Source organism: Planctomycetota bacterium, assembly GCA_018242585.1.
Lineage (GTDB): Bacteria > Planctomycetota > Planctomycetia > Pirellulales > PNKZ01 > JAFEBQ01.
In genome coordinates, this window is sequence record JAFEBQ010000002.1 from 1 (window position 1) to 26,305 (window position 26,305).

The following is a 26,305-nucleotide window of genomic DNA, read 5'->3' on the forward strand; positions in this document are numbered from 1 at the left end:
CGGCACCGGCGTGGTGATCGGCGAAACCTGCGAGATCGGCGACCACGTCAAGCTGTATCAGGGCGTGACGCTGGGCGCGCTCAGCTTTGCGACCGACTCGGACGGGAACCTGGTCCGCGGGCTGAAGCGGCACCCGACCATCGAAGACAACGTGGTGGTCTACGCCAACGCCACGATTCTGGGCGGGGCGACGGTGATCGGCCACGACTCGGTCGTGGGCTCGAGCGTGTGGCTGACGCGAAGCATCGACCCGCACACGACCGTCACGCTCGAAAAGCCCAAGCTGCGGATGCGCGCCGAATCGATCCAAGAGATGCAGGAAGAGTTGAATTATCAGATCTAGAAGTTGCGAGTTGCTGGTTCCTAGTTGCTAGAGCAGACAAAAAACCGCCAGCGCCGCGAGACGATTCTCAGCGACGCTGGCGGTTTTGCATTTTCACTAGCAACTAGGAACCAGCAACTAGCAACTTCTCTCAGTCACTCGAATCGCGGACCACCGGTTCCATGACCTTGGTGTTTCGTTCGACGGCCAGGACGACGGTGCGCTGTTCCAGGCCATTGGCGCTGCAGGCCACGGCCGGAATCACCTGCCGGCAGTTCGGCATGCTGTAACGAACCGTGAAGGTGCCATCTTCGCGGAGCTTAACCGGATCGCCCTGCAGCGTGACGTGGGCGTCGGGTTCGGTGGTGCCGTAAACGATCAGTTCGGCGTCCATCTCGAACGTAAAGCTCTTGCGGCGCGGCACGGCGGCCTGGACGCCCGAGCCGTAGCCCGTGAGCATCGGCGAGCCCATCGGCCGGCGCAGGCGCTCTTCGAACAGCTCTTGGAGTTGGGTCGTGTCGCCATCGACGTTATAGCCGCCGCTCATGGCGTAGATCTTTTCGCAGTCTTCGGCCACGGCGCTCCAATTCTCGTCGAGCGAATCTTTCGAGCCGGGGCGCGGCGTGCTGACGACGTTGCTGCGGGCCAGGGCGTGGAACCGGCCGCTGGTGGCCAGGTAGCCGATCACCACGCGGTAGGAACACGGTGGGTTCTTGACGTCGATGTACCAGTTGCTAACGCCACCGTGAATGTCGATGTCGCGAAGCTTGGTTTCGGCGGCGCTGGTGGTGCCACCTTCCGAGACTTCGAGCACTCGCAGAATCGGCTTGGCGCTGTGCCATTCCTGGCCCAGGGCGGCTTCGGCCCGCTCGACACCGGTGCGGCTAAGCTCCCAATAGGCGTGCAGCCAGTACGGATCGCGGACCATCGCCACCAGGCGATCCTTAACGCCGCCCGGCTTGTTCTGAGGCGTGTTCGACGACAGATTCTTGAACCGCTGCTGTTCCAGCTTGGCCAACTGAATACGGCGCGAAGCGGCCGAGTCGGCTTTCGGCGTGGCCGGCTTGGCAGTCGGACGTACGGCGGGCTTGGCGGCCATTGGCGTGGCGCCGTTGCGCGCGATCGGCGCGCTGGCGGCACGCATGGGAGCGATCGACGTAGCCTTGGCCGCGATAGGCTTGGCCAGATGCATGGTAGCGCCGCTCTTCGCTCGATCGACCGACTTCGAGACGCGCAGCAGCGCTTTGACGAGTTGCTCCTTGCGCATGGCGTGCCAACCTTGCACGCCATGCTTGCGTGCCAACTCGGCCAGATTCTTGGCGGTATACGTTTTGAGCGTTTCTGCAGTCATGGGCGGCGATTCTCCCTAGCTAACGGCGCGCACGCTGCGGTCGACGATCACTCGACTTGGTTGATCGTCGGTCATGGCAGACAAACAGCGTTGCGTGACGATTCGGTGAAACTTTAATATTCGGTGGGCGCTAGCGTCGTGACGACTCGACAGCGAAGGCGAGGTCACAAGCGGGTCGAGATCAGGTGGCGCTGGTCAGAGTTCCGCGAGCAGTTCGACCCTGGGCGCTTGACTGTCTCGCGTCATCACGACACCTGCGCGGCCCTGGGATTCAAAACTCTCGTGCCCTGACAACCGACCTGATCTCCCATCACGATCAAAGGGCTATCGTGGCGTGTGGTCCAAAGCGGGGTGACCACGGGCAACCAAAGACAGGAGACTTGCCGGCGAGCTTCCGTCGTCCATTTTGGGCCAGCCGCGACAGCGGTTTCCCAATTCGGGACGCGCGAAAATTCGCTTAATTCCGAGTTTAACCGTGGTGTGCCGGATATGCAAACAACGAGCAACCCAATAGAGGGGGTTTCGTGCCCGCTGTTGGTGTTGAGCAGGGCCGCACGACAGCCTGTCGTGGAGTGCCTTGAACGACCTGTGTGTTCTCAGTGAATCGTGATTCTAAGATCACGAAAGCTGAATCGCCGCTGGTTCAATAGCAGGGCTCGTTTGGCTGATTTGGTGTCGAGAAGCGGGCGTTTCAAGCCCTTGAAAACAGTCATGTTATGGCTGCGGGCGCGACTTTGTGAAAAAAAACACTAATTTGTTCGCAGGGTCGTTGACAACTCTAACTTGCGACCGTTACAGTTCTGTCACGCTCGCACCGCCTTTGTGCCAGCACTAGCCCAGCTAGGTGGGATATTCACTCGTCTGGCCAAGTCGTGGCAGCGGTTTTCTTGCTCTGTTGACACTATCCGTTTACCGGTTGCTGTTCGTGCCAGCCCACCGGTCGGACCATCCATGTGACCGACTCGCCTCCTCGACCACCGATGGGTGAAGCCCTTGATTGGGTCTCGCGCATCTTCTCGGTGGTCATCGTGATGGTGGGGCCCGGGCTCCTGGGGCAATGGCTCGACCGCAAGTTTGGCTTGCACTTTCTAGCCACGGTCGGATTCGTCGGCGGGCTGTTGATCGGGATGGCTTATCTGATCTGGCTGGTCGGCAAACTCGGCAAGCCCAAGTAAGCGATCCCTGCTGAGTACTAAGAAAAGCTCGTAGAAAAAAACCACCGCACGTTTACCGGCGACAAGACACGACGTCTCGCATGAGCACCTCGCCTAACACTCACGAATCGCGACCGGCGCGCGGCGGCATGATCGCCACGCTATTGGTCTTGATCGTGGTGATGTGCGCGGCCACGGCTGTGTGCGCCTGGCGCGCCGGCGTTGCCGACGGTGTCGAAGGCGTGCGGGCCGCGATCGTGGCCGGAACCATCTGCACGCTGGCCGCGGCCACGGCGCTAATCATCGGCATGTTGCTGCACAACACGCCGTGGGGCATTCACGCCATGCTCGGCGGCACGCTGATTCGCACGGGCATTCCGCTGGCCGCCGGGGCGATCTTACAGGCCCAGGGTGGCGCGCTGGCCCGGGGCCACATCATGAGCCATTTACTCGCACTCTTCTTGTGCGCGCTGGCGGTGGAAACGTCGTTGCTGTGGCGCTGGATTCACGTGCATAGTGTTCCCGCCATTAAAACGATGCGGCGTCCCCGCCAGCAAGACGATGCGGCGAAAGGTTGCTTAAGCGATGGCTGACCCGATCCTGCACATCAAGGACGCCTACTTCTTCGAGATTCCGAAGAATCTCTGGACGTACAACTTCCACAGCTATGACGAGGTCAAGCTGCCCATCGGGCATGCCAACCTGGTCAAGCTGGCCCAGGATCACCATCTATCGATTGGCGAATTCAACAAAGCCCTCGACGGCAAAATCCTGATTCCGCAACCCGTCGCCACGCTGAAGAACCTGTACGAAAAAGAGAGCGGCTTCGCCATCTCGAAGTACATGCTTCTCGAACTGCTGGCCGCGGCAATTGTCTGTTGGCTATTCATTCGGCTGGCCAACCGGATTGCGCGCGAAGGACTGCCCAAGGGCCGCGCGGTCAATCTGCTCGAATCGATGTTGCTGTTTGTGCGCGACCAGATCGTGCGCCCGGTCATCGGCGAGCATCATCACGACGAGCACGGCCATGACGAGAGCCACGAAGGCCATCATGAAGGGCATGCGTTGCACAGCCACGGCGTGCTGAACGGCGACGAAGCCGGCCACGAGTTCGCGCACAGTGAGCACAAGCTTGCCGCCGTGCCCGACCATGCGGCCCACGCGGTTCCCAAGGTCGGCCACGGCGCCGACCGGCTGTTGCCGTTGTTCTGGACGATGTTCTTTTTCATTCTCATGTGCAACCTGTTGGGGATGATTCCCTGGCTTGGCGCGCCAACCAGCGAGCTCGGTGTGACGTTCGGCTTGGCCTGTGTCACGTTCGCCGCGACGTTGTCGCTGGGGATGATGACGTTCGGCCCGCTGAAGTGGTGGTGGTACCAGGTGCCCAAGATGGACCTCCCCTGGTACGTCTGGCCCCTGAAACTTGGCATTCTGGTGATTGAGTTGCTGGGGCTGGTGATCAAGCACCTGATCCTGAGCGTGCGTCTGTTGGCCAACATGGTGGCCGGCCACCTGGTGCTGTTGGGAATCATGGCGTTGATCGTCGGGGCCGCCACGGCCTCGACCGGCATGTGGGCCGGCGTCACCGCGGCCAGCGTCGTTGGTTCGACTTTGTTTAGTTGCCTGGAACTGTTTGTGGCTTTCCTCCAGGCCTATGTGTTCACGCTGTTATCGACCCTGTTCATTGGCGCGGCCATGCATCGGCACTAGTCGCGTCCGAAACCGTTTTTTGATCGCATGGTTCTTACTTCGTAGAAGGAGATGGTTAACGTGAATAAGTTCGCAAGCTTGACCTCGCTGGTGTTCGGTATGTTGTTGATTGCCGCCCCGGCCATGGCTGCCGACGGCTCGGCCATCAGCTTCAGCGGCGCGTTCGGCGCTGGCCTCGTCGTGATCGGCGCCGCCTACGGCATCGGCAAGCTGGCCTCGGCCGCGCTCGAGAGCATGGCTCGCCAGCCCGAAGTGGCCGCCAACTTGCAGGTCGCCATGATCATCGCGGCGGCGTTGATCGAAGGTTTCACGTTCTACGCCCTGATCGTCTGCTCGGGTCAGAACCCCTGGCCGGCCGCTGGCTAAGCGTCGACTCGTTCGCTTCGATCGCCCGCGGTTCACTGAACCTTGAAGGTTGCTGCTATGTTGCGATTTGTCTTTGCGTTGTGGCTAACGCTGGTCAGTTTTGGTCTGACGCCGTCATTGCTGGCGGCTGATGCGCCGAGCGATCACGGCCACGGGCACGCCCACTTGGGCGATCCCGAGCACCCGTCGGCTCGCGACCCGCTACAGTTCAAGACCGATCTGGCCATTTACTCGTTCGTGGTGTTCCTGCTGCTGATGCTGATTCTCCGCAAGTTCGCTTGGGGACCGATCAGCAAGGCGCTCGACACCCGCGAGCAGCGCGTGGCCGACGATCTGGCGGCGGCGGCGCGGCATCACTCCGAGGCCAAGCAGTTGTTGTCCCAGTACGAGGCCAAGCTGGCCGCGGCCCAGGACGAAGTGCGTCAGACCATCGACGAAGCGCGCCGCAACGCGCAAGCGATGCAAGACGACCTGCTGGCCAAGGCTCGCACCGACGCCAGCAACGAAATGGCCCGAGCCAAGCGCGAGATCGATCTGGCGCGGGACCAGGCGTTGGAGCAACTGGCCCAACTGGGCGCGAACCTGGCGGTCGACCTGGCCGGCAAGATCGTGCGCAGCAAACTGCAACCGGCGGACCATGCCGCGTTGATCGACGAGGCGATGAAGAACCTGGCCCCCACGGCAGGCAAGCACTGAACCGTCGGGCAACCAACCTAGGTCATTCGAGTCGAAGAGCAAGGTTAGTCGATGAGCAACGCCGAGCACTTGAACCCAGCCGATCAGCAAGACCAGGACGAGCACCTGTCGTCCTCGGTCGAATCGCACCAGATCGACGTGGGCGCCTACCACGTCGGGTTGGTCTATGCCAACGCGCTGCTGGCGGCGGCCCAATCGGCCGGCAAGGTCGACGACATCGTGGCCGAGTTCGACGCGCTAATTTCCGAGGTTGTCAATCGGTTGCCCCGGTTCGTCGATCTGTTGTCGTCCGAGATGATCGCGGCCGAGGAAAAGCGGGCGATCTTCGATCGCGCGCTCAAAGGGCAAATCTCGCCGCTGTTGCTCAACTTTTTACATGTCGTCGTCGAGCATCGACGCGGCAACTGCTTGCGGGCCATGCACCGCGCGCTGCTCGACCTGGTCGATCAGTTGCGCGGCCGAGTCCGCGTTCACGTCACCACGGCCGCGTCGCTTGACGCCGCGGCTCGCAATAACATCATCGCCCAGTTGCGCACCAAGCTGGGCGCCGAACCAGTGATCGAGTCGCAAGTCGACCCGGCGCTGATCGGCGGCGCGGTCTTCCGCGTCGGAGACACCGTATACGACGGGTCCGTGGCCTCGCGGCTCAACCGGATTCGCCAACAGATGATCAATAGGAGCGTCCATGAAATTCAAAGCCGACGAGATCGCTTCAGTTCTGCAGCAGGAAATTGAGCACTACCAGTCGCAAATCGACGTTCGCGAAGTCGGTCGCGTGCTCGAGGTCGGCGACGGCATTGCCCGCGTCTATGGCCTGAGCGGCGTGATGGCCGGCGAAATGGTCGAGTTCCCCAACGGCGTGCAAGGGTTGGCTTTCAACCTGGAAGAGCACTCCGTTGGCGTGATCATCCTGGGCGACTATCTGAGCATTCGCGAAGGGGAAGAGGTCCGCAGCACGGGCCGCTTGCTCAGCGTGCCGGTCGGCGACGCCCTGTTGGGTCGCGTGGTCGATCCGCTGGGCAACCCGCTGGACGGCAAGGGCCCGATCGCCAGTAGCGAGCGCCGCCCAGTCGAAAGCATGGCCCCCGGCGTGGCCGAGCGCCAGCCTGTGCGCGAGCCGCTGCAAACCGGGCTCAAGGCCATCGACGCCATGACGCCCATCGGCCGCGGCCAGCGCGAATTGGTCATCGGTGACCGCAAGACCGGCAAGACCGCCATCGGCCTGGACGCGATCATCAACCAGAAGAACTCGGGCGTGAAGTGCTTCTACGTCGCGGTCGGTCAAAAGGAATCGACCGTCGCCGGCGTGATCGAAGCCTTGCGCCACCACGGCGCGATGGACTATACGACGGTCATCGTCGCCGGCGCCAGCGACCCGGCCCCGCTGCAATACATCGCCCCCTACGCGGGCACGGCGATGGCCGAATACTTCATGTACAACGGGCAGCACTCGCTGATCATTTACGACGACTTGTCGAAGCAGGCCCAGGCTTATCGCCAGTTGTCGCTGCTGATGCGTCGTCCCCCCGGACGCGAAGCCTACCCGGGCGACGTGTTCTACGCCCACAGCCGGTTGCTCGAACGCTCGTCCAAGCTGAGCGACGCACTGGGCGGCGGCTCGCTGACCAGCTTGCCGATCATCGAGACCCTGGAAGGGGAAGTCTCGGCGTACATCCCGACGAACGTCATCTCGATCACCGATGGCCAGATTTACCTGCAGCCCGACTTGTTCTTTGCCGGCCAGCGTCCGGCCATGAACGTCGGTATCTCGGTGTCGCGCGTCGGCGGTGCCGCTCAGATTCCGGCCATGAAGACCGTGGCCGGCGGTTTGCGTCTGCAACTGGCGGCCTTCCGCGAGTTGGAAGCGTTCGCCCAGTTGGGTACCGACCTGGACCCGGCCACGCAACAGCGGTTGGATCGCGGTTACCGGATGATCGAGTTGTTGAAGCAAGGTCAGTACGCGCCGCTGGATGTGCTCGACGAGGTGCTCAGCATTTACGCCGGCACGCGCGGTCACCTGGACAAGGTGCCCCGCGACCAGGTGGCGACATGGGAACGCGAGTTCCACCAGTACATGCACGCCAACCAGGCCGCGTTCATGACCAAGCTAAAGGAAACCAAGAAGCTCGAAATCGACAAGGCGACCGACACGAGTGCCGACCTGGAAGCCGCCATCGCGGCCTTCCAGAAGCAGTACGCGGCCGCCCACGGCAAGAAGTAAGCAAGGTCAGGGGAAGCTCCCAGGCGGAATGACTTTGGCGACAGCGAAACTGGGTTACCAGCAAATCTGACGGCAAGGGACCAACAGCCATGAGCAACGACATCCCTCCGGTTCCACCATTGGAACCTGAGGTCATGCCGACAGGATCGCTAACGAATGACGAGAAGTTGTGGGCGACGTTTGCTCACTTGTCCGCGTTGGCAATTCTGCTTCAGGTTCCCGTTGGCAACGTGATTGGTCCGTTGGTGATTTGGCTGATTAAGCGAAATGAATCAGGTTTCGTTGATGCACATGGCAAGGAGTCTCTGAACTTTCAGATCTCCATTACGCTGTATTTGTTGGTGATGATTGCTATTGGGGCCATTACCTGCGTTTTGCTTCCGATAGTCGTGGTATTGGGTCTGGCGATTGAAGTGGCAGCCGCGGTCTTCGTGATCATGGCTGCGATGAAAGCAAATAACGGCGAAATGTACGAATATCCGCTGACGATTCGTCTGATTAAGTAACTAACGCGTTAAACGACAGACATGGCAAAAGCTCGCGCTCTCGATAAACGACGCAAGTCGGTCAAGAACATCCGCAAGATCACGCGGACCATGGAATTGATCGCCACCGCGCGATTCAAAAAGGCCATGGACCGCGCCCACGCCGCCACGGCTTACACCAAGCGGATGACCGCGCTGGTGGCCGATCTGGCGAACAGCGGCCTGACGGTCAGCCATCCCTTGTTGGATGCGCGGCCCGAGACCAAGACCGTGGCGCTGCTGGTCTTGACCGGCAATCGCGGCCTGTGCGGCGGTTATAACTCGAATGTCCAGCGCGCCGGTCTGGCTCGCTACCAGGAACTGAAAGCTTCGATCCCCAACGTGCGACTCGAAGTCTCGGGCAAGCGCGGCATCTCGGCCTTCAAGTTCCGCGGCGCTACGCCCGACGTCAGCTACACCCAGTTCGAGGACAAGCCGACGTTCGAGGAAATTGACGCCCTGGCCAGCCAGTACCTCGAAGAGTTCATCACCCGCAAGATCGACCGGCTGGACGTGGTGTACACCCAGTTCACGAACATTGCCCGCCAACAAGCCGTGGTCGAAACGCTGTTGCCGCTCGGCTCGCTCACCGGCGCTGACAGCGGCGGCGAGTCCCACAGCAGCCGGATGTACGAGTTCATGCCGTCGGCCGAAAGCATTTTGGAAGAGGTCGTACCGACCAGCTTCAAGATCAAGTTGTTCAAGTGCTTTCTCGACGCCGCGGTCAGCGAGCAGATCGCCCGCATGGTGGCCATGAAGGCGGCCACCGAAAACGCCGACAAGCTGATCAAGCGGTTGGCCATGCAGTACAACCGCGCTCGGCAAAGTCAGATCACCTCGGAAATCATGGAAGTCCTCGGCGGCGTCGAAGCGCTGAAGGGCTAACCGCAAAAACATTCGTCATTCGGATTTCGTCATTCGTCATTGGAATCACTCATGGCCACCGCAACCGCTCCTAGTTCTTCATCGCACATGTCCGGCAAAGCTGGCGTGGGCAAGATCACGCAGGTCATCGGCTCGACGTTCGACGTCGAATATCCCGAAGGCCAACTGCCGGGCATTTACAACGCCGTGCGCGTGCAGTCGGAACACAAGGGGATCAAGGTCAACCTGGTCGGCGAAGTGCAACAGCACTTGGGGGGCGGCCGCGTCCGCTGTGTCGCCCTGGGCAACACCGACGGCCTGGTCCGTGGCCAGGACTGTGTCGACACCGGCAACCCGGTCCAAGTGCCGGTCGGCAAGGCCACGCTCGGCCGCGTCTTCAATCTGATCGGCGAGCCGATCGACAACCGCGGTCCGGTCGACGCCGAAGAGTATCGCAGCATCCACCGCGATGCCCCGCCGGTCACTGATCTGTCCACCAAGACCGAGTTGTTCGAGACGGGCATCAAGGTCATCGACCTGCTCACGCCGTTTGTCCGCGGTGGCAAGGCCGGGTTGTTCGGCGGCGCCGGTCTGGGCAAGACGGTCATTCTGCAAGAGCTGATCGCCCGCGTGGCCAGCTCGCACGGTGGTTCGTCGGTGTTCGCCGGCGTGGGCGAGCGTACCCGCGAAGGGACCGACCTCTGGATCGAAATGCAAGAGGCCAAGATCGGCGACACCGGCCGCAGTGTTATCGAGCAGACCTGCATGGTCTTTGGCCAGATGAACGAGCCGCCCGGAGCACGCTTGCGCGTGGCGTTGTCGGCCCTGACCATGGCCGAGTATTTCCGTGACACGACCGGCGTCGACACGTTGTTGTTCGTCGACAATATCTTCCGCTTCTCGCAAGCGGGGAGCGAAGTGTCGGCCTTGTTGGGTCGTATGCCGAGCGCCGTCGGTTACCAGCCCACGTTGGCCACCGAAATGGGCGCGCTGCAGGAACGGATCGCTTCGACCAAGAAGGGGGCCATCACCAGCGTTCAGGCCGTGTACGTCCCGGCCGACGACCCGACCGACCCCGCGCCGGCCACGGCCTTCGGCCAGTTGGACGCGTTCTTGTATTTGGAACGCTCGATCTCGGAAAAGGGCATTTATCCGGCGGTCGATCCGCTGGCTTCGTCGAGCCGCATTCTCGACCCGCAATACGTCGGCGACCGGCACTATGCGATCGCTCGCCGTGTGCAGCGCACGTTGCAGCGTTACCGCGAGTTGCAGGACATCATCGCGATTCTGGGCGTCGACGAGTTGAGCGAACAGGACAAGCTGGTCGTGCATCGTGCCCGCCGCATGGAACGCTTCTTGTCCCAGCCGTTCTTGGTGGCCGAAGTGTTCACCGGCAAGAAGGGCGAGCTGACGCCGCTGGCCGACACGATCCGCAGCTTCGAGGAAATCGCCGATGGCAAGTGGGACCACCTGCCCGAGCAGGCGTTCATGTACGTCGGCGCGATCGAACAAGCCGAAGAACAAGCCAAGAAGATGGCCGCCAAGAAGTAATTCTTGTCCGGGCCGCCGCCGCGCAGCGGCCGCATTTATTAAGCATTAAGCATTTCGCATTAAGCATTCCACCATGGAACAGTCGACAGCAACTCCGGGGCGCGCACTGACGTCGGAACACGGCGGCGTGTTGCAGTGCCTGGTCGTGACGCCCGAAGCCACGGTCGTCGAGGCCAGCGCCAACTTCATTGTCGTGCCGCTGTTCGACGGTGAATTGGGGATCGCCCCGGGACACAGCGCCATGATCGGCCGGCTGGGCTTTGGCGAAATGCGGCTTACCTCGCCCGAGGACAAGACGACGGCTTACTACATCGACGGCGGCTTCGTGCAAGTCGTCGACAACGTGGTGTCGATTCTCACCCATCGTTCGCTGCCGGCCGAGAAGATCGACCCGCAGGTGGCCAGCGAAGCGTTGTCCGCCGCGCACAAGCGGCCGATCACCACGCCCGAGTTGCAGCAAATCCGCGACCGGCTCGAATCGCAAGCCCGGGCCCAACTGTCCGTGGCCCGCCGCAGCCGGCGTGCGAAGTAGGCAGCGATCGCCGCGCATTGACACCTCTCCCTTGATGGGAGAGGTCGCTCACAAAGTGAGCGGGTGAGGGTGAAAACGTGACAGGCCAATTCGCGCCGAGCTTGCTTCACGCTCGCCTTACTCGAGACATTTAAGGCCCGCCATGCGTTTACCCTCCCCCAGCCCCTCCCTGCCAGGGAGGGGTGTTTATCGCTCGCGCCGCCTCCCTTTGTCGTGATCGACGCGAGGGGATATTACTTCAACGACTGCAAGAACGCGATCACGTCGCGGATTTGTTCCGGACCTAGCAACCGCTCAAACCCTTGCGGCATGATCGACTGCGGGCTCGGCGCCATCTCTTCGATCGTCCGCCGCGACACCCGCACTTCCTTCCGATCGGCCATCCGCAGATAGACCGCGTCGTTCGTCTCGCGACTGAGAATGCCCGTGTAGGCCTGGCCGTCCTGGGTCACGATCGTATAGCTCTCATAGCCGCGGGCCAGCGACGCGCTCGGATAGATCAACGATTCGAGCAGATCGATCTGCGAGCGAATGCCGCCGATCTTGGTCAGGTCGGGTCCGATCGCGCCGCCGTTGCCGTTCACTTTGTGACAGGCCGCGCAGGTGCTCTTGGCCGCGAAGAAGACGTCGCGCCCGCGTTTCGGATCCCCCCCTTGCAACGACTGGGCCAATGACGCCAACTCACTGCGGCGCGAAGCCACGGCCGCTTCCAAGCGGGCCAGGTTCTCGCGGGCCGTCGACCGCAATTCCTCGGGCAAGGTCTCGCCCAGCTTTTGCCAGAACGCCGCCGCCAGCGCGTCGCGCCCCGGCGATTTGGCCAGCGCCGCCAGCATGGCCCGGCCGACCTCGACCGATACCGGCCGTTCATAGGCGCGGCAGAGCGCGGGCAGTTCCAGCGGTCCGGCCTTCACCAGTGCGTCACACATCGCTTGTTGCTGCTTCTCGGTCAGCGCGGCCGCGCCCAACGCCTGGGCCACGGCCAGTCGATCGACCGGCAACCGATCTTCGCCCAAACGGACCATTAGCATGTCAAAGCCAGCATCACTCACCGGCTTGCTGCGCCGGGCCAGCGCAATCCAAGCCGCCGCCCGCACGTCGGGGGCGAGTCCATCGCGCGCGGCCACGGCCAACAGCGCCGGTTCCATCTCGGCCGAGCCGCGCGTGGCGGCCGCCTCGATGGCCCGGCTGACCAGTTCCGGCTGATTGCCGCCGAGCGTCTCGATCACCGCTTGCCGCCAGCCGACCGGCAATGTTTCCAGGTCGCACTCGGCGATCACTTCGATCAGCGTCCGCCGTAGTGGGAGAGGAGCCTGGGCGTCGAGCAATCGCTTGCCGACGCTCGCTTGCAGGTCGCTGTCGCGGCAGAACGCCAGCAGCACACCGCGCAAAGCCGCCAGCCGTTCATTGCTGGTATTCTTGTCAGCCAGCCAGCGATCGACGAGCGGCAGGGCCTCGCTGCTCCAGCTACGGCGACGCAAGACATCGAGCGCCGCTTGTTGCAACGGCGCATCGGTGGTGTCAAGCAGCGCCGCGACCTGGGCGCGTTTGAGCGTCTGCTCATTCATTTGATCGAGGGCGATCAGCGTCATGCGCCGTACCGAGGTGAGTTCGCTTTCAAGCCCCTTGGCAGTTTGTGCCGGATCGTTCAGTTGGATCAATGCGTAGATCAGCGCGTGCTCGACAAACCGGTCGTGGGGTTTATTAGCTGCCATAAGCAACGTCGGCACCGCTTCGTGATCGCCAATGCGTCCCAAGGCCGAATATACTTCACGCCGCAAAGCTGAATCGCTGTCAGGCGACAATGCGAGTTCTAATAACTTCTTTAATGCCCCTGTCCGGTGTTGAAGCCCAACCACGCTGACTGCAACCTGCGCTACTCGGCAATCTTTATCTTCAAGCGCGAGGTGAATCCCAAAATATTCCTTACGATCGATGCGCGACAATACCCAAACCAATCGTTGGCGAACTTCTACACTAGTAATCGTTGGAAACGCGCTAGTAATCACTGCTGCCGCGAATTCGCTCCCACCAACAAGTCGATACATTGCGCGATCTCGCACCGCAGGACGCTCATCACCAACGAGTTCAATCAACTTCGCGAGGTCCAGCTTCTGCCACTCAATTTGCTTCCCCCGCGGGTCGTCGACTGTGGCCGCGTCGTTCTTCCGCACACGATAAATCGCTCCCAGCACGCCTGGCTTGGCGATTTGCGACGATGGGCAGCCAATCCGGAACCAGCCGCCCGTGTCGATCACCAGCAAACTGCCGTCGGCGTCTTCCAACACGTCGGTCGGGTGAAAGTCGGAATGGTCGCAGGTGAGGAACGCTTCTTCTTCTCCCTTGAACGTGCCGCCGTCGCGAGTCAGCTTGCAACGCACGACCGCGTGGGGATTGAAGTGCGTGGCAAAAATCGTCTCGACGCCGGGGTTCGAGAACTGGGCCCCGCGGGCTCGCATCACGCCCGACGGCGCCACGCCGCCAAAGCGAATCACCTGCGGCATCAATTCGCCCGTCCGCTTGAACTCCTCGACGCAGCGTTGATCCTGCCGCGGGTAGGCGCCACCGTAGACCCAATGGACCAGGGCGTCGTGCCGGCCATCGATCACATCGAAGATCGCCACCGTGCCAATCGGCTCGCCCGCCTCGGTGAAGCAGACCTCCACGGGGTTGTCCATGCCGCCACCGGCGAACGATTCGACCTCGCTCCCGTCGAGCTTGCAGCGGAACAGTCGCGCGGCCAGACCTTTGCTGATTTGCTTGCCGTTCTCGTCGACAAAGTTGTGCCCATGCCGGCCGTCGCACCAATACAAGCGTTCGTCAGGCCCCAGGAAGCAACCGTGAATGTCGGCCGCGTTGCCCGTGAAGCCGAACTCCGAGACCAGGATTTCGCGCTTGTCGGCCACGCCGTCGTCGTCGGTGTCGGTCAGCTTCCAGATGTGCGGTGGACTGGCGGTGTAGACGCTTCCCTTGTGCCACAAGGCCCCCATCGGAAACGTCATCTTGTCGGCGTAGACCACGCTGTGATCAAAGCGGCCGTCCCCATCGCGATCTTCCAATCGTAGAATCCGGTTCGGCAGCTCGGCCATCAATTGCTTGGCCGGCAGATTCTGGCCCGGGCCGTCGCACACGTACAACCGCCCCTGATCGTCAAAGCCGGCCATCGTCGGATGCTCGACCAGCGGCGGGCCGGCGACGAGCTCGATAGTGTACCCCTCGGGCACGCGCAGATCGCTCACCTTGACCGGCGGCGCGGCGGGGGGCTCGTCGGAGATGGCGGTGTCGGTCACGAAGCAAGTAACAACGACAGCCAGCCAATAGTGCCATGCTTTGGACATGCGACATCCTTCCGGCGTGGAGATGAACGGTAGGCAGGCGGGGCAGGGCGTGTACGGTCGGGTGAGTGGGTTGCGCTGGTGTCAGTTTCTTACCCCTCACCCGGTTCGCTATGCGAACCACCCTCTCCCACAAGGGGCGAGGGTTGAAAACAATCAATCCGACTGGAGCAGTGTTTTTATCAAGCTCAGTAGCGCGTCGGGGTCGGGCTTGCTTGACGATATCGTGCCGTAAGCAGTTCGCGTGTCGACGACTCTAAGGCGCTTCGGCTGGCGTCGGACCAATTGGTCGATCCTTGGTCGCGACGAGTAGCCGAAGACAATATGATTTTCCTCTAAATGGATCGAGTCGATCAACCAGTTTTTGGCCAAAACGCCAATTTCGGTTCGCCGCAACAGCCGATCGACCTCCTCGGGCATGGGTCCGAACCGGTCGACCATCTCATTGCGCAGGTCGCTCAACTCGGCCAGTGTGCTCACGCGGGCCAATCGCCGATACAGGTCGATCTTGAGCCGCATGTCGGGCACATAGCGCCGCGGCAGCAGCGCTTCGCCCGGCAAGGTAAGCGTAACTTCCAAATTGGGCTTCGGCGGCAGCTTTTTCAGGCGGCGAACCGTCTTATCCAGTAAATCGCAGTACATCTCGTAGCCAACGGCCGCGATGTGACCGCTTTGCTGGGTGCCCAGAATGTTGCCCGCGCCGCGAATCTCGAGGTCGCGCATGGCAATGGCAAAGCCGGCCCCCATGGCGCTGAACTCTTCGATGGCCGTCAGCCGCTTAGCCGCCGTGGGTGTGAGCGACTTGCGCGGATCGAGCAGCAGATAGCAATAGGCCCGATGCTTGTAACGCCCCACGCGGCCTCGCAACTGGTGCATATCGGCCAGGCCATACGACTCGGCATCGTCGATAAAGATCGTGTTCGCATTCGGAATATCGAGGCCACTTTCGATGATCGTCGTCGACAGCAGCACGTCGAACTTGTGGGCCACGAAGTCGAGCATCACCTCTTCCAGCGCGTCCTCGCCCATCTGGCCGTGGCCGATGCCGAAGCTGGCCTCGGGCACGATCTGTTGCAAGCGCCACTGCAGCTTCTCGATGTCGTGGATGCGATTGTGGACAAAGAAGACCTGCCCGTTGCGGTTCAACTCTCGCAGGATCGCCTGCCGGATCAGGTCGTCATCAAACCGGGTGACGCGAGTTTCCACGGCCAGCCGGTCGGCCGGCGGCGTCTCCAAATTGCTGATGTCGCGCAGCCCCAGTAGCGACATGTGCAAGGTGCGCGGGATGGGCGTGGCGGTGAGCGTCAGCACGTCGACGATATGCCGGTAGGCCTTGAGCCGTTCCTTGACACCGACACCGAAGCGTTGCTCTTCGTCAATGACCAACAGGCCCAGGTTCTTGAATTGAATATCGTGCGACGCCAACCGGTGGGTGCCGATGACGATGTCGATCTTCCCTTCGGCCATCCCTTTCAGAATGTCCCGTTCCTCCTTGGCCGAGCAGAAGCGGCTGAGAACGGCGATACGGCAGGGGAACTCGGACATCCGGGCCAGAAACGTCCGGCCATGCTGCGCCGCCAGCACCGTCGTCGGCACTAGCACCGCAACTTGGTAACCGGCGTCGACGGCCTTGAACGCCGCGCGCATGGCCAGTTCGGTTTTGCCGTAGCCGACGTCGCCACAGACCAGCCGGTCCATCGGCCGTGCCGCGGTCATGTCCTGCCTGATCGCCGCGATGCCGGCCAATTGATCGGGCGTCTCTTGATACGGAAACGAGGCGTCGAACTCCTGCTGCCAGAGGCTATCGGTCGGAAAGGCGATGCCGGGGCGCGACGCTCGAGCCGCCTGCAGTTCGAGCATGTCGGCCGCCAGATCGGCCACTGCTTGCTCGGCGTCGGCCTTTTGCCGGCTCCAACTGCGGCCGCCGATCTTGGCCAATGTGGGGCGGGCCTTGCTGCCGCCGACGTATTTTTGCACCAGTTCGATCTTCGAGGCCGGGACGTACATCCGCGTCTGACCGTCGAACTCGATCTCGAGGTGTTCTTCGGTCTGGCCGTGCGCTTCGAGCTGTCGCAGGCCGCGGTACTTGCCGATGCCATGCGCGACGTGGACCACGTAGTCCCCCTCGCGCAAGTCGAGAAAGCTGTCGATGATCCGCGTCAGTCGTCGTCGCGACGGCCGCGCCACGTCGACCCGATGGAACAGCTCGCCGCCGCTGATCAGCACGACCCGGTCGTTGACCAGCCGGAAGCCAGCACGCAGGTGCCCTTGCGGGAAGTGGAGCTTCCCTTGCTTGGCCAGTTGCGTGTCGGCGAACAGCTCGCTCAGGCGTTGCGATTCGGCCTCGGTCTGGCAGACGATGTAGACATCCTGCCCCAGGCCGGCCGCGTCGAGTTCGCTGCGAACTTTGGCGATGTCGCCGCTGAAGCGCTCGACCGACTCGACCTTCATCCGGTAGGTCGTCTCCATCGAACTGACCGACAACGACGCCGCGGTGACCGAGGGGAACCGATAGGCCGCCTCGAGCGCGGCGCTGACCGAAAAGAAGCCTCGCGGATGGTCAAGGCGGTTCAGGTAATGGCGGCCTTCGTCTTCGAGTTGGTTCGGCTCGATCATCAGGAACCAACTGTTTCGCGGCAGATGGTCGGCCAGCGCCGCGCTGTCGCCGGTCGACGGCCCCAGGGCCGTCAGCTCGACTGTTTCCATGGTGGCCAGGCTGCGCTGGCTTGACACCTGGAATTCGCGGATCGATTCGATCGTGTCGCCGAACAGCTCGATGCGAATCGGGTCGTACCAGTCGGCGGCGAAAATGTCGATGATCCCGCCGCGTCGCGAGAACTCGCCCGGCAACTCGACCGCGGCCATCCCCTGGAACCCTTGCTCGACCAGCCAGCGGACCAGCTCTTCGACGTCGAGGGTTTGACCGACGGCCAACCGGCGCGCCTGCCCGGCCAAGCGCTCGGGCGAGGGAACCGGCTGCAACAAGCTTTGAATGCTGGTGACCAGCACCTGGCCCGGGCGTTCGTCGCGCAGTTGCTTCAGCACCCGTAGCCGGTCGCCGAAGACTTCGTCGCGCACCGACTGCTCGCTGGGCAGGGTGTCATAGGCCGGAAACCGCGCCGATTCGCGTGGCGAGAAGAGGAGCAGGTCGTCGACCATTTCGTCGATTTCGGCCTGATGCGGACAGACGATGACCAGTGTCGCCGCACAGCGCTCGGCCAAGGCTGCCGCGGCCAGCGCGCACGATGAGCCCCGGACTCCGTCGAGCGTGGCACTGTGGCCAGCCTGGAGGCTGGCCAAAACCGCGCCGAAGTCCTCGGCCTCGAATAACCGTCCCACCAGGGGCCCAAGGGGGGCGGCCGACTGCTGTAACCCTTCCGTAGTCGCGGCCATCGCTGGGCGGATTCTACGGGAAAAGGGCGGGGCGGGGAATGCTTAATACGTAATTGACAGCATGTTACCGGGAGCGTCTCGCGATTGGCGAGTGTCTGGCGTGGTGGGTAGAATGAATCTCGCGAGACTTTTGTATCGGAGCAACGCTGGGGACAACGACCGTGAAAGCCATTCATGCGATTTACGAGAATGGTGTCTTCAAGCCCACCGAGCCAGTGGAACTTCCCGAGGCGAGCCACGTCGTTTTCGAGCCGAAGATCGTGAGCCCTCAAGGCTCCTCGGCGAGCATCGACGACGTTTATGCTCTGTTGAGTCGTCGTTTCAACTCGGGCCAATCTGACGTTGCGGCTCGTCACGACGAGCATCAATTTGGGTAGCACCGACAACTTGTTGTCGGTGTCGCGCAGCGACAAGAGGGCAATGGAATAACTGCCCTACTCCCTCTTGCGGCTACGCCGCCCAGACAAGCAAGTTGTCTGGGCCACCCATCGTTTGAGAGCGCGCGTGAGATTGACCGCTTAGCTGCGTTCGGCGGCCGGCGGCGCCGGCAACGGTTTCGGCTTGGTCAACGCTTCGAGACAAGCGCGGGCTTGGGGCAGATCGGGCTGCATTTCGAGCGCCCGATGAAAGGCGTCGATCGCTTCCCCTTTGCGTTCCGCGCGGGCCAGCAGCACGCCGACGTTGGAATGAGCCGCCGCCGGCCCGACTGCTTCGGCGAACAGATCGTACGCCTCGTTGAAGCGCCCCTGATAGCCGAGCGTCAGGGCCAAATTGATCTTGGCCCGTTCCAGGTCGGGGTGGCGTTCGAGCGCCTGGCGAAACCAGTGCTCGGCCTGCTTGTAATCTTCGCGGTGGTAATAGTAGTAGCCCATGTCGTTCAGCAGGTCGGCGTCCTTGGGCATCCGCTTCAGCGCCTTCTCGAACTCTTGCAAGGCGTGGATCGAATCCCCTTGCCGGTCATAGCAGACCGCCAGCAGCCGGCAGACTTGCACCTGCTTGGGATCGAGTTGGCGAGCGCGCTCGAACAGTTGAATCGCTTCGCGGTCGTAGCCGTTCTGCATCAAATCTTCGGCCGTCTTGATGCAAGCCTGGGCCGCCTCCTTGGGAGGCAGCTCGGTCGGCACCTGCTTGGTCCGCTTGCTCAACCCCTGGGGCATCGACGGCTTGGGGGCCATCATCTTCTGCCACAACTTCTGCGGAGGCTCGGCCGCGTGGACCGAGAAGCCGACCAGGAGGAACGTGAACGCGAGCGAGATGCGGAGGAGACTCATAGCGATTAACCACTAGCGGTTAGCGATTAGACAAAATGTCCGTAGTCAGTTGTAAAGAACCGCGTCGTGTAGGTAACAAGCAACGGACCACTGACAACGGACCAATTAGAACATGCCCATGCCGCCACCCATGCCACCCATGCCACCACCCATCATCGAGCCACCCATCCCCATCCCGCCGCCCATGCCACCCATCCCGCCGCCACCCATGCCACCCATGCCACCCATGCCCATCCCCATGCCACCACCCATCGCGCGGCGTAGACCATAGAGGGCCGACTCCTGGCCATATAATCCTTCTTGCTCGGGTTTGGCAACGACAACGCGTTCGGGCGAGCCGGTGTAACCGTTCTCGGCCAGGGCTTGGATGACGAACACGCGACGTTCTTCGTCGAGTCCCTCGTCATCGCTGGTGGCGATCACCACGGGATAGGGAACCGAGTCGAGCGTCTTGGCGATTTTCACCACGTGACGATGCCCATCGGGTCCGAGCGTCTTGCCACGCATGTACCATTCGTTCTGGAATACGACGAACTTCGAGGCTTCGCCCCGATCCATCTGGGCATGCTGCCATTGACAGTTATAAGTTCCCGCCGGCGGCGGAATGGCCCCATTCGGAATCGACGCACACTTGTCGCAGTCCAACAGCCCGTGGTCAGGGCATGAGTTGGGCGGTGGTGGACAGTGTTTTCGATGCGGCTTGCAGCAATTGCAGCCGACCAGCGACGTGGCCAATAACAGCGTACCGGCCGTCGTCGCGACCGAGCGCAACCACTCGGGTTTGGGCAAGTGAATACTCACGGTTATCGTCCCCCCGTGACTGGATAAGGCGAGGTTGGCGGCGCGATGGGCACAGGCAGAGCAGGCGGCGCGGACACAGGCGCGGTCGGCGCTGGCGCGGCCGGCCGGCTCAGATTGGCTTCAATGTTCACCGACTGATACGCCGGCGGCGGGTTGCTGTGCTGACGCGGATCGAACGCCGGATACGACGTTCCCTGAATGCCGACTGACCACTGCCCCACGTTCGAGGGAGCGGCAGGCGGTTGCGATTGAGGCGGAACGAACGGCAAGTTGGCCGCGACCGGCACCACCTGAACGCCCGTCGTCGTTACCGTGCTGGCTATCGGAGTGGCGGTGTTCGCACGCTGTGAAAACGAATCGCCTTCGGTCGGCGGCGGCGCGATCACCGGCGGCGTCGAGAGGACCGGCCCGCTCGGCACGCCGGGTTGAATCGCCTCGGTTGGCACGTGCCCCGTGGCGGGGGTCGGACACTGGGCCTTGCCAGCGTACGGGTCACAGCACCCGTAGGTCCGCCCTTGCACGCCGACGATCAATTGATCTTCGCACCGCTCGTAACGCCGCAGTCGAGCCCAATCGGTTCGCACCGAGGCGCGGAAATCGTAGTTGCGCCGGCTTTCCAGTCGATTGCACAGGAAGAACTCCACGTCGCCCGGCTCGAAAACATCGGCGCCGGGGACCGGCGGCGTCTGGCACGCTTCGAGCGGGTGAACCAGTTCGGGCGTGACCAGAATCATCAATTCCTGTTCCGCCGACGAAGTGCTGTTCGAGCCGGCCAACTGTCCGATGATCGGCAAGTCGCCGAACAGCGGGATGCGGCTGGAATTGGCGCCAAAATTGTTTTGAATCAGGCCGGCCACTGCCAGGGTCTGGCCCTCGCGTAGTTCCACCGTGGTCGTATAGGTGCGAGATTGGAGCCCCGGCACCGACGAGCCGCTGACCGTCGTGCCCAGCGACGCGTCGCGAGTGCTGACGCGCGACATCATGACCAATCGAATCCGGTCCCGATCGGTGATGTAGGGGATGAAGCTGACTGAAACGCCGAACGGCACGAAGCTGACCCCCTGACCGACCGCGCCAAAGGTGAGCGAGGCGGCCGGCACGGGGAACTCGCCACCTGCTTGAAAGTTAGCGCGCTGGCCGTTGGTGGTGACCAGATTCGGTTCAGCCAGCGAGCGGGCCAGCGACAAGGTTCGCAGCGCGTTGATCGCCAGCGAGATCTGCCCATTGTCGAGTAGCGCCGGCAGGTTGCCGGTGCCGATACCGCCCGCCACGCTTTGAAAGACGTAAGGGAACAACGGCGCCGCGTTGGCCGAGGGGTTCGGCGAGTAGGCCGAGATATTCATGCCAATGCTGCGGGCGGCGGTACGGTTGACTTCGGCCACGGTGACGCGAAGCATGACTTGTTGCTCGCCTGGCACGCGCAGCAAATTGATGATGTTGGCCGCGCTGGTCAGCACCTGGTTGAAAACAGCGTTTTCCGACGAGATGGCCTGGGCCTCGGGGATCGACGTGGCGCTACCGAAATAGCCGGCCTGCGTTAGCGGCACGTCGCCCAGTTGATTGGCTTGTAAGCCGCCGGCGGGACGCACCCCTTGGCTTTGTTGATTGCCTCCTCGGGTGTTGGCGCCGACGACTTGTAGAATCTGCGAGGCCTCGACGATATCCTTGGCTTCGCCACGGACGACGACCTTGTCGCCGACGAGCGAAAGCTGGACCGAGCTGTTCGGGAAGTTCCGATTGATTTCGTCTTCGAGCGCCTTGTAAACCGCTTCCAGACGCAGCTTGGCCTCGGGATCGGGCAACACGCGGACCAGATAGCTGAGTACCTTTTGGCCGCCAGGCGCGCCGGGCTGGTCGAACCAAAGATTCAGCACCGTGCTGCCGACCGTGCTGCCGGTGATTGAGAACTCGCGATCGGTAATCAGCAAGTAGTTCACGACTCGCTCGTCGGCCACTTGGATACGCACCGGCGCTTGCTTCAGCTTGAGCAACCGCGGCCGATGAATCACCAGGTCGAAGGTGTTTTCGGGGTCAATCGTCCGTTCGACGAATTGGTTGAACTGCTGCGCGACTTGCGGCGTGGGCTGGGGCGTGTTGCCAAAGCCAGCCGGATTGCCCATCAGGGGCATCCGAACTGCGCCGGGCCCGAACTCATCGGCATTGTTGATCGCCGTGGGTGGCGATTCGTTCGCGCCGGCAGGGGCTGGCGGAGCAGGGACGATCAACGGAGGTTGCCCCGGTTGCTGGGCCAGACGAATCTGCGCGGTTGAAAGCTGCTGCTGGCTACCAGCGCGAACATCGGTCAGTCGACCACCCGAAAGCTCGCTGACGCGCCCCACGTGCGGCGCACTGTCCACGGCCTCGCGCGGTTGCTCGGCAAACGACGGCGGCGCGGCCAACTGGCAGCTCACTGCCAGCGCTAACACCACGCGCAAGCCCCGCGCGCTTGCTGTGCGCGTGGGCCACAGCCCCATGCCCAGGATCCGCTTGAGCAGGTGCAAACTCATAGGACCTCGCTCGCCGCCAGACCGTGTTAAAAGACGAAAGAGAGTGAAATGTTGCGGGTAATATCGGCTTCATCGATTACAAAGCTTGAACCGCAGACCGGCGGCACACGTTAAATCTGGTAGCTTGGCCTGAGTCTATCGTCGCTAGCAGTGGCGAAATCGCCTGTTAGAATGCCGCCTAGTTTGCCAAGTCGACTGCGGGTTACCTAAAGCCATGACCGACGCTAACCAGCGCGATCCTGTCGCTGAAATCATTGATAGCAACCGCCGCTTCGTGGGGCGCTATCCCATCTTGCTGCGAGCCAAGCTGGCGCGACTGGGGAAGGATGCCTTCAGCTTCTTCCGCGGCACGGTCCATCTGTTTGCCTCGGACCAGCAACGGGGCTTTTCCGACCTGCGGGTGCCGACCCCTTGGAAAGACATCGAGTCGCGGCTGATCGGCGACGTGCATAGCGAAAATTTCGGCACCTACAAGGCGGCCGATGGCACCGTGCGCTATGACATCGACGACTTCGACGAGACGGCTCGCGGCAACTTCGCGCTTGACGTGCAACGCGGGGCGATCAGCCTGTTCCTGCTGGGCGGGCCGTTGAACTGGTCGTTGAGCCAAGCCGTCGACATGACCGAATCCTTCGTCGGCGCTTACGTCGAGGCGATCAACAAGCTGGCTCCCGGTGACCAAGCGGAGAAGTTCGGCTGTTCGGATCAGAACCTGCCCCAGTTGCCGGCCGCGCGAAAGTTGATTCTCGACGCCGTGGCCGCCAAGCGCCCCGAGTTCATCGAACACCTCACGACCGGAGCCGGTCACGACCGAAAGATCACCCGCAACGAACGCTGGTTCGACATCACCGCCGACGATCAACAGCGAGTGACGCGACTGTTGACCGACTATGTCAAACGGCTCGATCCCAAGTTGCGCGAGCAGGATGACTTCTATCAACTGATCGATTCGTGCGGACGGGTCTCGGGGTGCGGCAGCCTGGGGCGCTATCGGTTCGTGGCGCTATTGAATGGCGATGGTAGCAAGGCCGCCAAGAATGTGCTGCTGGAGTTCAAGGAATCGCTCCCTAGCGCGTGGGACCGCGTGCGCGGCATCACCGAGGAGAAAGACCAGCCGCGGGCCGCGGAAGTCGTGGCGGTCGAGCGCGCCATGCAAACGGTCAGCAACCGCTACCTAGGCTGGGCGGCCGACGGCGACGCCACGTTCCAGGTCCGCGAGATCGGCCCGCGCAACGGGCGGCTCGACGTTGCAGTGCTGCACGAGACCAAGGAGTTCGAGTCGCTAGGCCGCCTGTTCGGCAAGCTGCTGGCCAAGTGTCACGTCAAAGGGGACGATCGCCGCGCGGACCAGCCTCCCGGCTTCGAGATCATGGCCGCCCTGCACGGTCACACCGATCGCTTCGTGCGCCGCGTGACGACGCTGGCCCAAGCGTACTCCGAGCGTGTGTTAGAAGACTATGAAGAGTACGTGAAGCGTCAGGCCGAAGTGGCGCAAGCATGGGGCGTGAGCCAGACGGGCAAATGAGTTACCTCGTTAGCCGGCTAAAAGAGCGCCCGCCGAGGTCGACCTTTACCCTGCGGAACCGGCTTGCATATAATCCCCCCGGCCAAGCGAGCGGCGCGTTCCTTGACGAGCGGGCTGTAATCGAGGGCCTATCGCCACCACCCACGGCCTTTCTAGGCCGCGAAACATGGCGCAAGACAAACTGCGACAGCAGATTGCTTGGGAAGCGGCGCGTCTCATGTACGAGCGCCGCGACTCTTTTCATCGAGCCAAGATCGAAGCGGCGCGACGATTGGCCGGCGGCTGGGTTCACCCGCGACGCCTGCCCAGTCATCGCGAGATTCGCCATGAGCTTGAGTCTCTCTCGCGGCATTACCACGAGACTGACGAGCGGTTGCTGCCACGTCCCACGACCGACGATCGGTTCGAGGCCTATCGCGCGCTGCTGATGCCGCTGGAAGAAGTACGTCTTTCGCCGGAGAAACATCCGGAAGGGGACGCGCTTTATCACAGCCTGCAAGTCTTTGAGTTGGCTCGACGTGAGTTGCCTTACGACGAGGAGTTCCTGTTGGCGGCGCTGTTGCACGACGTGGGCAAAGCGGTCGAGCCGCGGCAGCCGCAGTTGGCCACGCTGGAGTTGTTGACCGATCTGGTCACCGAGCGCTGCCTGTGGTTGATCGAAAATCGGCCAGCGGCCGCCGCTTGGCTCGACGGTCAACTGGGGAGCCGAGCCCGCAAGCGGCTGGAAGACTCGGAACACTACGAAGAGTTGATGCTCTTGGCCCGCTGCGATCGCGCTGGCCGAGTGGCCGGTGGCGACGCCCCCGAGGTGGACGAAGCGCTCGACTATCTGCGCAATCTGGCCGAGATGTGCGACGAGTGACAATTTGCCTCGGCGCGAAACTGAGCCGTTGGCGTATTACTTGCCGAAGATGCGATCGCGTTTGGCTTTGTTCCAGGCCAGCTTCTCGGCCGGCGTCATCTTGGCCACTTCGGCCGGTGTGATCTGTTTCGACGCGCCATGATCGTGCTCATCGTGGCCATGCCCAGCGCCGTGAGTGCCACAGGCGCAAGCCGTCGGCGTGCCGCCGCAGCCACAATCCTCTTTTGACGCCGCGGCAGCTTCCTTCTTCTGCATGGCCACCGGCAAGGCCGGGACCGAACCGCTCGAACCGTGATAACTCGTCACGCCGCTTTGCAGCGTCAGATCGTCGGCCAACGCTCGCGTGGGACGAATACCCAGCTTCTGCAACACGGCGTGGTACGCCCGCACGGCTTCCTCGGCCGCGATCTGTCCATCGGCGATCATGCGCAAGAACTCGACGAACGCCAACTGGTTCTCGGCGTTGTTGATCTTGCGGCCGAACAAGGCCACACGCGCGCCGTACTTCTTGGCCTCGGACAAGAGCTTGAATGCGTCGTAGGTCGTGCCGGCGCTGCCGCCGAGAATGCCCACGACCAGGTGGGGATCGTACGCCACCAACTCTTCCAACGATCGCGGGCCGTGATAGGCGATCTTCAAGAACACCGGGCGACCGGCCTGGGCAACGCCCCCGAGCGCCCGAGTGATGCAGTCATTGACGAACTGCGCGGTCTTTTCCCCCTCCAGGCCCGCCGGCGCGTTCGGATCAAACACTTCCAGGAAATGTCGAAAACCTTTCCGCTCGGCCTCTTCGCGGAATTGGTTGTAGGCTTCGAGCGAAGCCAGGTCTTCATCCAGCCGGTTGTTGAACGTGACGCTGTACAGCCCCAGGTTCGTCCCTTGCTCGCGCTCGTCATCGCGGCAATCGAGATGTCCGCATTGAATATGATCGAGCGACGCGGTTCGGAATGGTCGCGATGGCTCGACCACGTACCGCCCATGACGTACCGCGAAAATGTCGGTCGCGTCGTTGGCTCGGGCGGCCGGCGTGATGTGGCTGTTACGGAACAGACCTTCCTGGTGGGCGAGTTGATCGTTGGTGCTCGACGACATCAACATAATGTCGACCAGCCCTTGTTCGACGATCTGCCGAATCTGGGCCCGATACTCGGGCAGGGTCCGCATCCGTCCCTCGCCCGCGTGCATTTCGGGGCTGCGCCCCGCCGAGCCAATGCCGAACGCCATGTCGGCGTCCTTGGCGTCGGCCAGGATAAACTCGCGCGCGCCCGAGGGATCGGCATGAATGGCCGCCAACTTCCGGTCTAGTGATTTCTGCATGAGGTA

General features: G+C 62.3%; 22 protein-coding genes. 15 read left to right on the forward strand and 7 right to left on the reverse strand.

Annotated elements, in window-relative coordinates:
- On the forward strand, nt 1-343 hold a 343-nt coding region (locus JSS27_00485; protein MBS0207404.1), incomplete at its 5' end, for a serine acetyltransferase.
- A gap of 130 nt (nt 344-473) precedes the next feature.
- Here JSS27_00485 and JSS27_00490 read toward each other — a convergent pair.
- Nucleotides 474-1,589 carry a DUF4912 domain-containing protein gene (locus JSS27_00490; GenBank protein ID MBS0207405.1) on the reverse strand — a complete coding sequence of 372 codons (1,116 nt, stop codon included), beginning with the start codon at nt 1,587-1,589 and terminating at the stop codon, nt 474-476.
- Nucleotides 1,590-2,653: 1,064 nt separating this feature from the next.
- Between JSS27_00490 and JSS27_00495 the strand changes: the two genes are divergently transcribed.
- The 11 genes from JSS27_00495 (at nt 2,654) to atpC (ending at nt 11,291) form a co-directional block, all read left to right on the forward strand.
- Nucleotides 2,654-2,848, forward strand: a complete 195-nt coding sequence (locus JSS27_00495; protein ID MBS0207406.1) for a hypothetical protein — start codon at nt 2,654-2,656, stop codon at nt 2,846-2,848.
- 80 nt (nt 2,849-2,928) lie between these two features.
- On the forward strand, nt 2,929-3,420 hold the full coding sequence (locus JSS27_00500) for a hypothetical protein (protein MBS0207407.1): 492 nt from the start codon (nt 2,929-2,931) through the stop codon (nt 3,418-3,420).
- Complete coding sequence (gene atpB / locus JSS27_00505) at nt 3,413-4,537, forward strand: F0F1 ATP synthase subunit A (protein ID MBS0207408.1); 1,125 nt, start codon at nt 3,413-3,415, stop codon at nt 4,535-4,537. Before JSS27_00500 ends, atpB begins: the two co-directional genes overlap by 8 nt.
- Before the next feature lie 99 nt (nt 4,538-4,636).
- Nucleotides 4,637-4,903 carry an ATP synthase F0 subunit C gene (gene atpE / locus JSS27_00510; protein ID MBS0207409.1) on the forward strand — a complete coding sequence of 89 codons (267 nt, stop codon included), beginning with the start codon at nt 4,637-4,639 and terminating at the stop codon, nt 4,901-4,903.
- Nucleotides 4,904-4,960: 57 nt separating this feature from the next.
- Complete coding sequence (atpF, locus tag JSS27_00515; protein MBS0207410.1) at nt 4,961-5,599, forward strand: F0F1 ATP synthase subunit B; 639 nt, start codon at nt 4,961-4,963, stop codon at nt 5,597-5,599.
- Nucleotides 5,600-5,650: 51 nt separating this feature from the next.
- A complete protein-coding gene (atpH, locus tag JSS27_00520) occupies nt 5,651-6,334 on the forward strand; it encodes an ATP synthase F1 subunit delta (GenBank protein ID MBS0207411.1) in 684 nt (227 codons plus the stop codon).
- On the forward strand, nt 6,285-7,820 hold the full coding sequence (locus JSS27_00525) for a F0F1 ATP synthase subunit alpha (protein ID MBS0207412.1): 1,536 nt from the start codon (nt 6,285-6,287) through the stop codon (nt 7,818-7,820). Before atpH ends, JSS27_00525 begins: the two co-directional genes overlap by 50 nt.
- A 134-nt stretch (nt 7,821-7,954) precedes the next feature.
- Nucleotides 7,955-8,326, forward strand: a complete 372-nt coding sequence (locus tag JSS27_00530; protein ID MBS0207413.1) for a DUF4870 domain-containing protein — start codon at nt 7,955-7,957, stop codon at nt 8,324-8,326.
- Nucleotides 8,327-8,347: 21 nt separating this feature from the next.
- The gene (gene atpG / locus JSS27_00535) at nt 8,348-9,229 is read left to right on the forward strand and encodes an ATP synthase F1 subunit gamma (GenBank protein ID MBS0207414.1); all 882 of its coding nucleotides are present in this window, start codon (nt 8,348-8,350) and stop codon (nt 9,227-9,229) included.
- A gap of 87 nt (nt 9,230-9,316) precedes the next feature.
- Nucleotides 9,317-10,759, forward strand: a complete 1,443-nt coding sequence (gene atpD / locus JSS27_00540) for a F0F1 ATP synthase subunit beta (protein MBS0207415.1) — start codon at nt 9,317-9,319, stop codon at nt 10,757-10,759.
- A 73-nt stretch (nt 10,760-10,832) separates the two neighbouring features.
- Nucleotides 10,833-11,291 carry an ATP synthase F1 subunit epsilon gene (gene atpC / locus JSS27_00545; GenBank protein ID MBS0207416.1) on the forward strand — a complete coding sequence of 153 codons (459 nt, stop codon included), beginning with the start codon at nt 10,833-10,835 and terminating at the stop codon, nt 11,289-11,291.
- Between the two features lie 233 nt (nt 11,292-11,524).
- On the opposite strand, the gene JSS27_00550 is transcribed toward atpC, so the two are convergent.
- On the reverse strand, nt 11,525-14,626 hold the full coding sequence (locus JSS27_00550) for a HEAT repeat domain-containing protein (GenBank protein MBS0207417.1): 3,102 nt from the start codon (nt 14,624-14,626) through the stop codon (nt 11,525-11,527).
- A gap of 153 nt (nt 14,627-14,779) precedes the next feature.
- Nucleotides 14,780-18,016 carry a transcription-repair coupling factor gene (gene mfd / locus JSS27_00555; protein ID MBS0207418.1) on the reverse strand — a complete coding sequence of 1,079 codons (3,237 nt, stop codon included), beginning with the start codon at nt 18,014-18,016 and terminating at the stop codon, nt 14,780-14,782.
- Nucleotides 18,017-18,177: 161 nt separating this feature from the next.
- Between mfd and JSS27_00560 the strand changes: the two genes are divergently transcribed.
- Nucleotides 18,178-18,393, forward strand: coding sequence for an antitoxin family protein (locus JSS27_00560; protein MBS0207419.1), 216 nt, complete (start codon nt 18,178-18,180; stop codon nt 18,391-18,393).
- Between the two features lie 141 nt (nt 18,394-18,534).
- Here JSS27_00560 and JSS27_00565 read toward each other — a convergent pair whose 3' ends face one another.
- From JSS27_00565 to JSS27_00575, 3 genes are all read right to left on the reverse strand, one after another.
- Nucleotides 18,535-19,287 (reverse strand): tetratricopeptide repeat protein, encoded by a 753-nt coding sequence (locus JSS27_00565; GenBank protein ID MBS0207420.1) that lies wholly within the window; start codon nt 19,285-19,287, stop codon nt 18,535-18,537.
- A 105-nt stretch (nt 19,288-19,392) separates the two neighbouring features.
- Entirely contained in the window at nt 19,393-20,088 is a 696-nt protein-coding gene (locus JSS27_00570) for a hypothetical protein (protein MBS0207421.1), read from the reverse strand.
- Nucleotides 20,089-20,090: 2 nt separating this feature from the next.
- Nucleotides 20,091-22,595, reverse strand: coding sequence for a pilus assembly protein N-terminal domain-containing protein (locus JSS27_00575; GenBank protein ID MBS0207422.1), 2,505 nt, complete (start codon nt 22,593-22,595; stop codon nt 20,091-20,093).
- A 214-nt stretch (nt 22,596-22,809) separates the two neighbouring features.
- Between JSS27_00575 and JSS27_00580 the strand changes: the two genes are divergently transcribed.
- On the forward strand, nt 22,810-24,120 hold the full coding sequence (locus JSS27_00580; protein ID MBS0207423.1) for a DUF2252 family protein: 1,311 nt from the start codon (nt 22,810-22,812) through the stop codon (nt 24,118-24,120).
- Nucleotides 24,121-24,286: 166 nt separating this feature from the next.
- A complete protein-coding gene (locus tag JSS27_00585) occupies nt 24,287-24,982 on the forward strand; it encodes an HD domain-containing protein (GenBank protein ID MBS0207424.1) in 696 nt (231 codons plus the stop codon).
- 36 nt (nt 24,983-25,018) lie between these two features.
- Here JSS27_00585 and JSS27_00590 read toward each other — a convergent pair whose 3' ends face one another.
- Nucleotides 25,019-26,299: a hypothetical protein gene (locus JSS27_00590; GenBank protein MBS0207425.1), complete on the reverse strand. Its 1,281-nt coding sequence runs from the start codon at nt 26,297-26,299 to the stop codon at nt 25,019-25,021.
- Nucleotides 26,300-26,305: the final 6 nt, after the last annotated feature.

Excerpts from the sequence above, each read along its gene's own strand:
- atpC (MBS0207416.1), top strand. The coding sequence starts at position 10,833 with ATGGAACAGTCGACAGCAACTCCGGGGCGCGCACTGACGTCGGAACAC.
- JSS27_00580 (MBS0207423.1), top strand. The coding sequence starts at position 22,810 with ATGACCGACGCTAACCAGCGCGATCCTGTCGCTGAAATCATTGATAGC.
- JSS27_00590 (MBS0207425.1), bottom strand. The coding sequence starts at position 26,299 with ATGCAGAAATCACTAGACCGGAAGTTGGCGGCCATTCATGCCGATCCC.
- atpG (MBS0207414.1), top strand. The coding sequence starts at position 8,348 with ATGGCAAAAGCTCGCGCTCTCGATAAACGACGCAAGTCGGTCAAGAAC.
- JSS27_00490 (MBS0207405.1), bottom strand. The coding sequence starts at position 1,589 with ATGCGCAAGGAGCAACTCGTCAAAGCGCTGCTGCGCGTCTCGAAGTCG.
- mfd (MBS0207418.1), bottom strand. The coding sequence starts at position 18,016 with ATGGCCGCGACTACGGAAGGGTTACAGCAGTCGGCCGCCCCCCTTGGG.
- JSS27_00500 (MBS0207407.1), top strand. The coding sequence starts at position 2,929 with ATGAGCACCTCGCCTAACACTCACGAATCGCGACCGGCGCGCGGCGGC.
- atpH (MBS0207411.1), top strand. The coding sequence starts at position 5,651 with ATGAGCAACGCCGAGCACTTGAACCCAGCCGATCAGCAAGACCAGGAC.
- atpD (MBS0207415.1), top strand. The coding sequence starts at position 9,317 with ATGTCCGGCAAAGCTGGCGTGGGCAAGATCACGCAGGTCATCGGCTCG.
- JSS27_00550 (MBS0207417.1), bottom strand. The coding sequence starts at position 14,626 with ATGTCCAAAGCATGGCACTATTGGCTGGCTGTCGTTGTTACTTGCTTC.
- atpF (MBS0207410.1), top strand. The coding sequence starts at position 4,961 with ATGTTGCGATTTGTCTTTGCGTTGTGGCTAACGCTGGTCAGTTTTGGT.
- atpE (MBS0207409.1), top strand. The coding sequence starts at position 4,637 with ATGTTGTTGATTGCCGCCCCGGCCATGGCTGCCGACGGCTCGGCCATC.
- JSS27_00495 (MBS0207406.1), top strand. The coding sequence starts at position 2,654 with ATGGGTGAAGCCCTTGATTGGGTCTCGCGCATCTTCTCGGTGGTCATC.
- JSS27_00575 (MBS0207422.1), bottom strand. The coding sequence starts at position 22,595 with ATGAGTTTGCACCTGCTCAAGCGGATCCTGGGCATGGGGCTGTGGCCC.
- JSS27_00525 (MBS0207412.1), top strand. The coding sequence starts at position 6,285 with ATGAAATTCAAAGCCGACGAGATCGCTTCAGTTCTGCAGCAGGAAATT.
- atpB (MBS0207408.1), top strand. The coding sequence starts at position 3,413 with ATGGCTGACCCGATCCTGCACATCAAGGACGCCTACTTCTTCGAGATT.
- JSS27_00565 (MBS0207420.1), bottom strand. The coding sequence starts at position 19,287 with ATGAGTCTCCTCCGCATCTCGCTCGCGTTCACGTTCCTCCTGGTCGGC.
- JSS27_00585 (MBS0207424.1), top strand. The coding sequence starts at position 24,287 with ATGGCGCAAGACAAACTGCGACAGCAGATTGCTTGGGAAGCGGCGCGT.
- JSS27_00530 (MBS0207413.1), top strand. The coding sequence starts at position 7,955 with ATGCCGACAGGATCGCTAACGAATGACGAGAAGTTGTGGGCGACGTTT.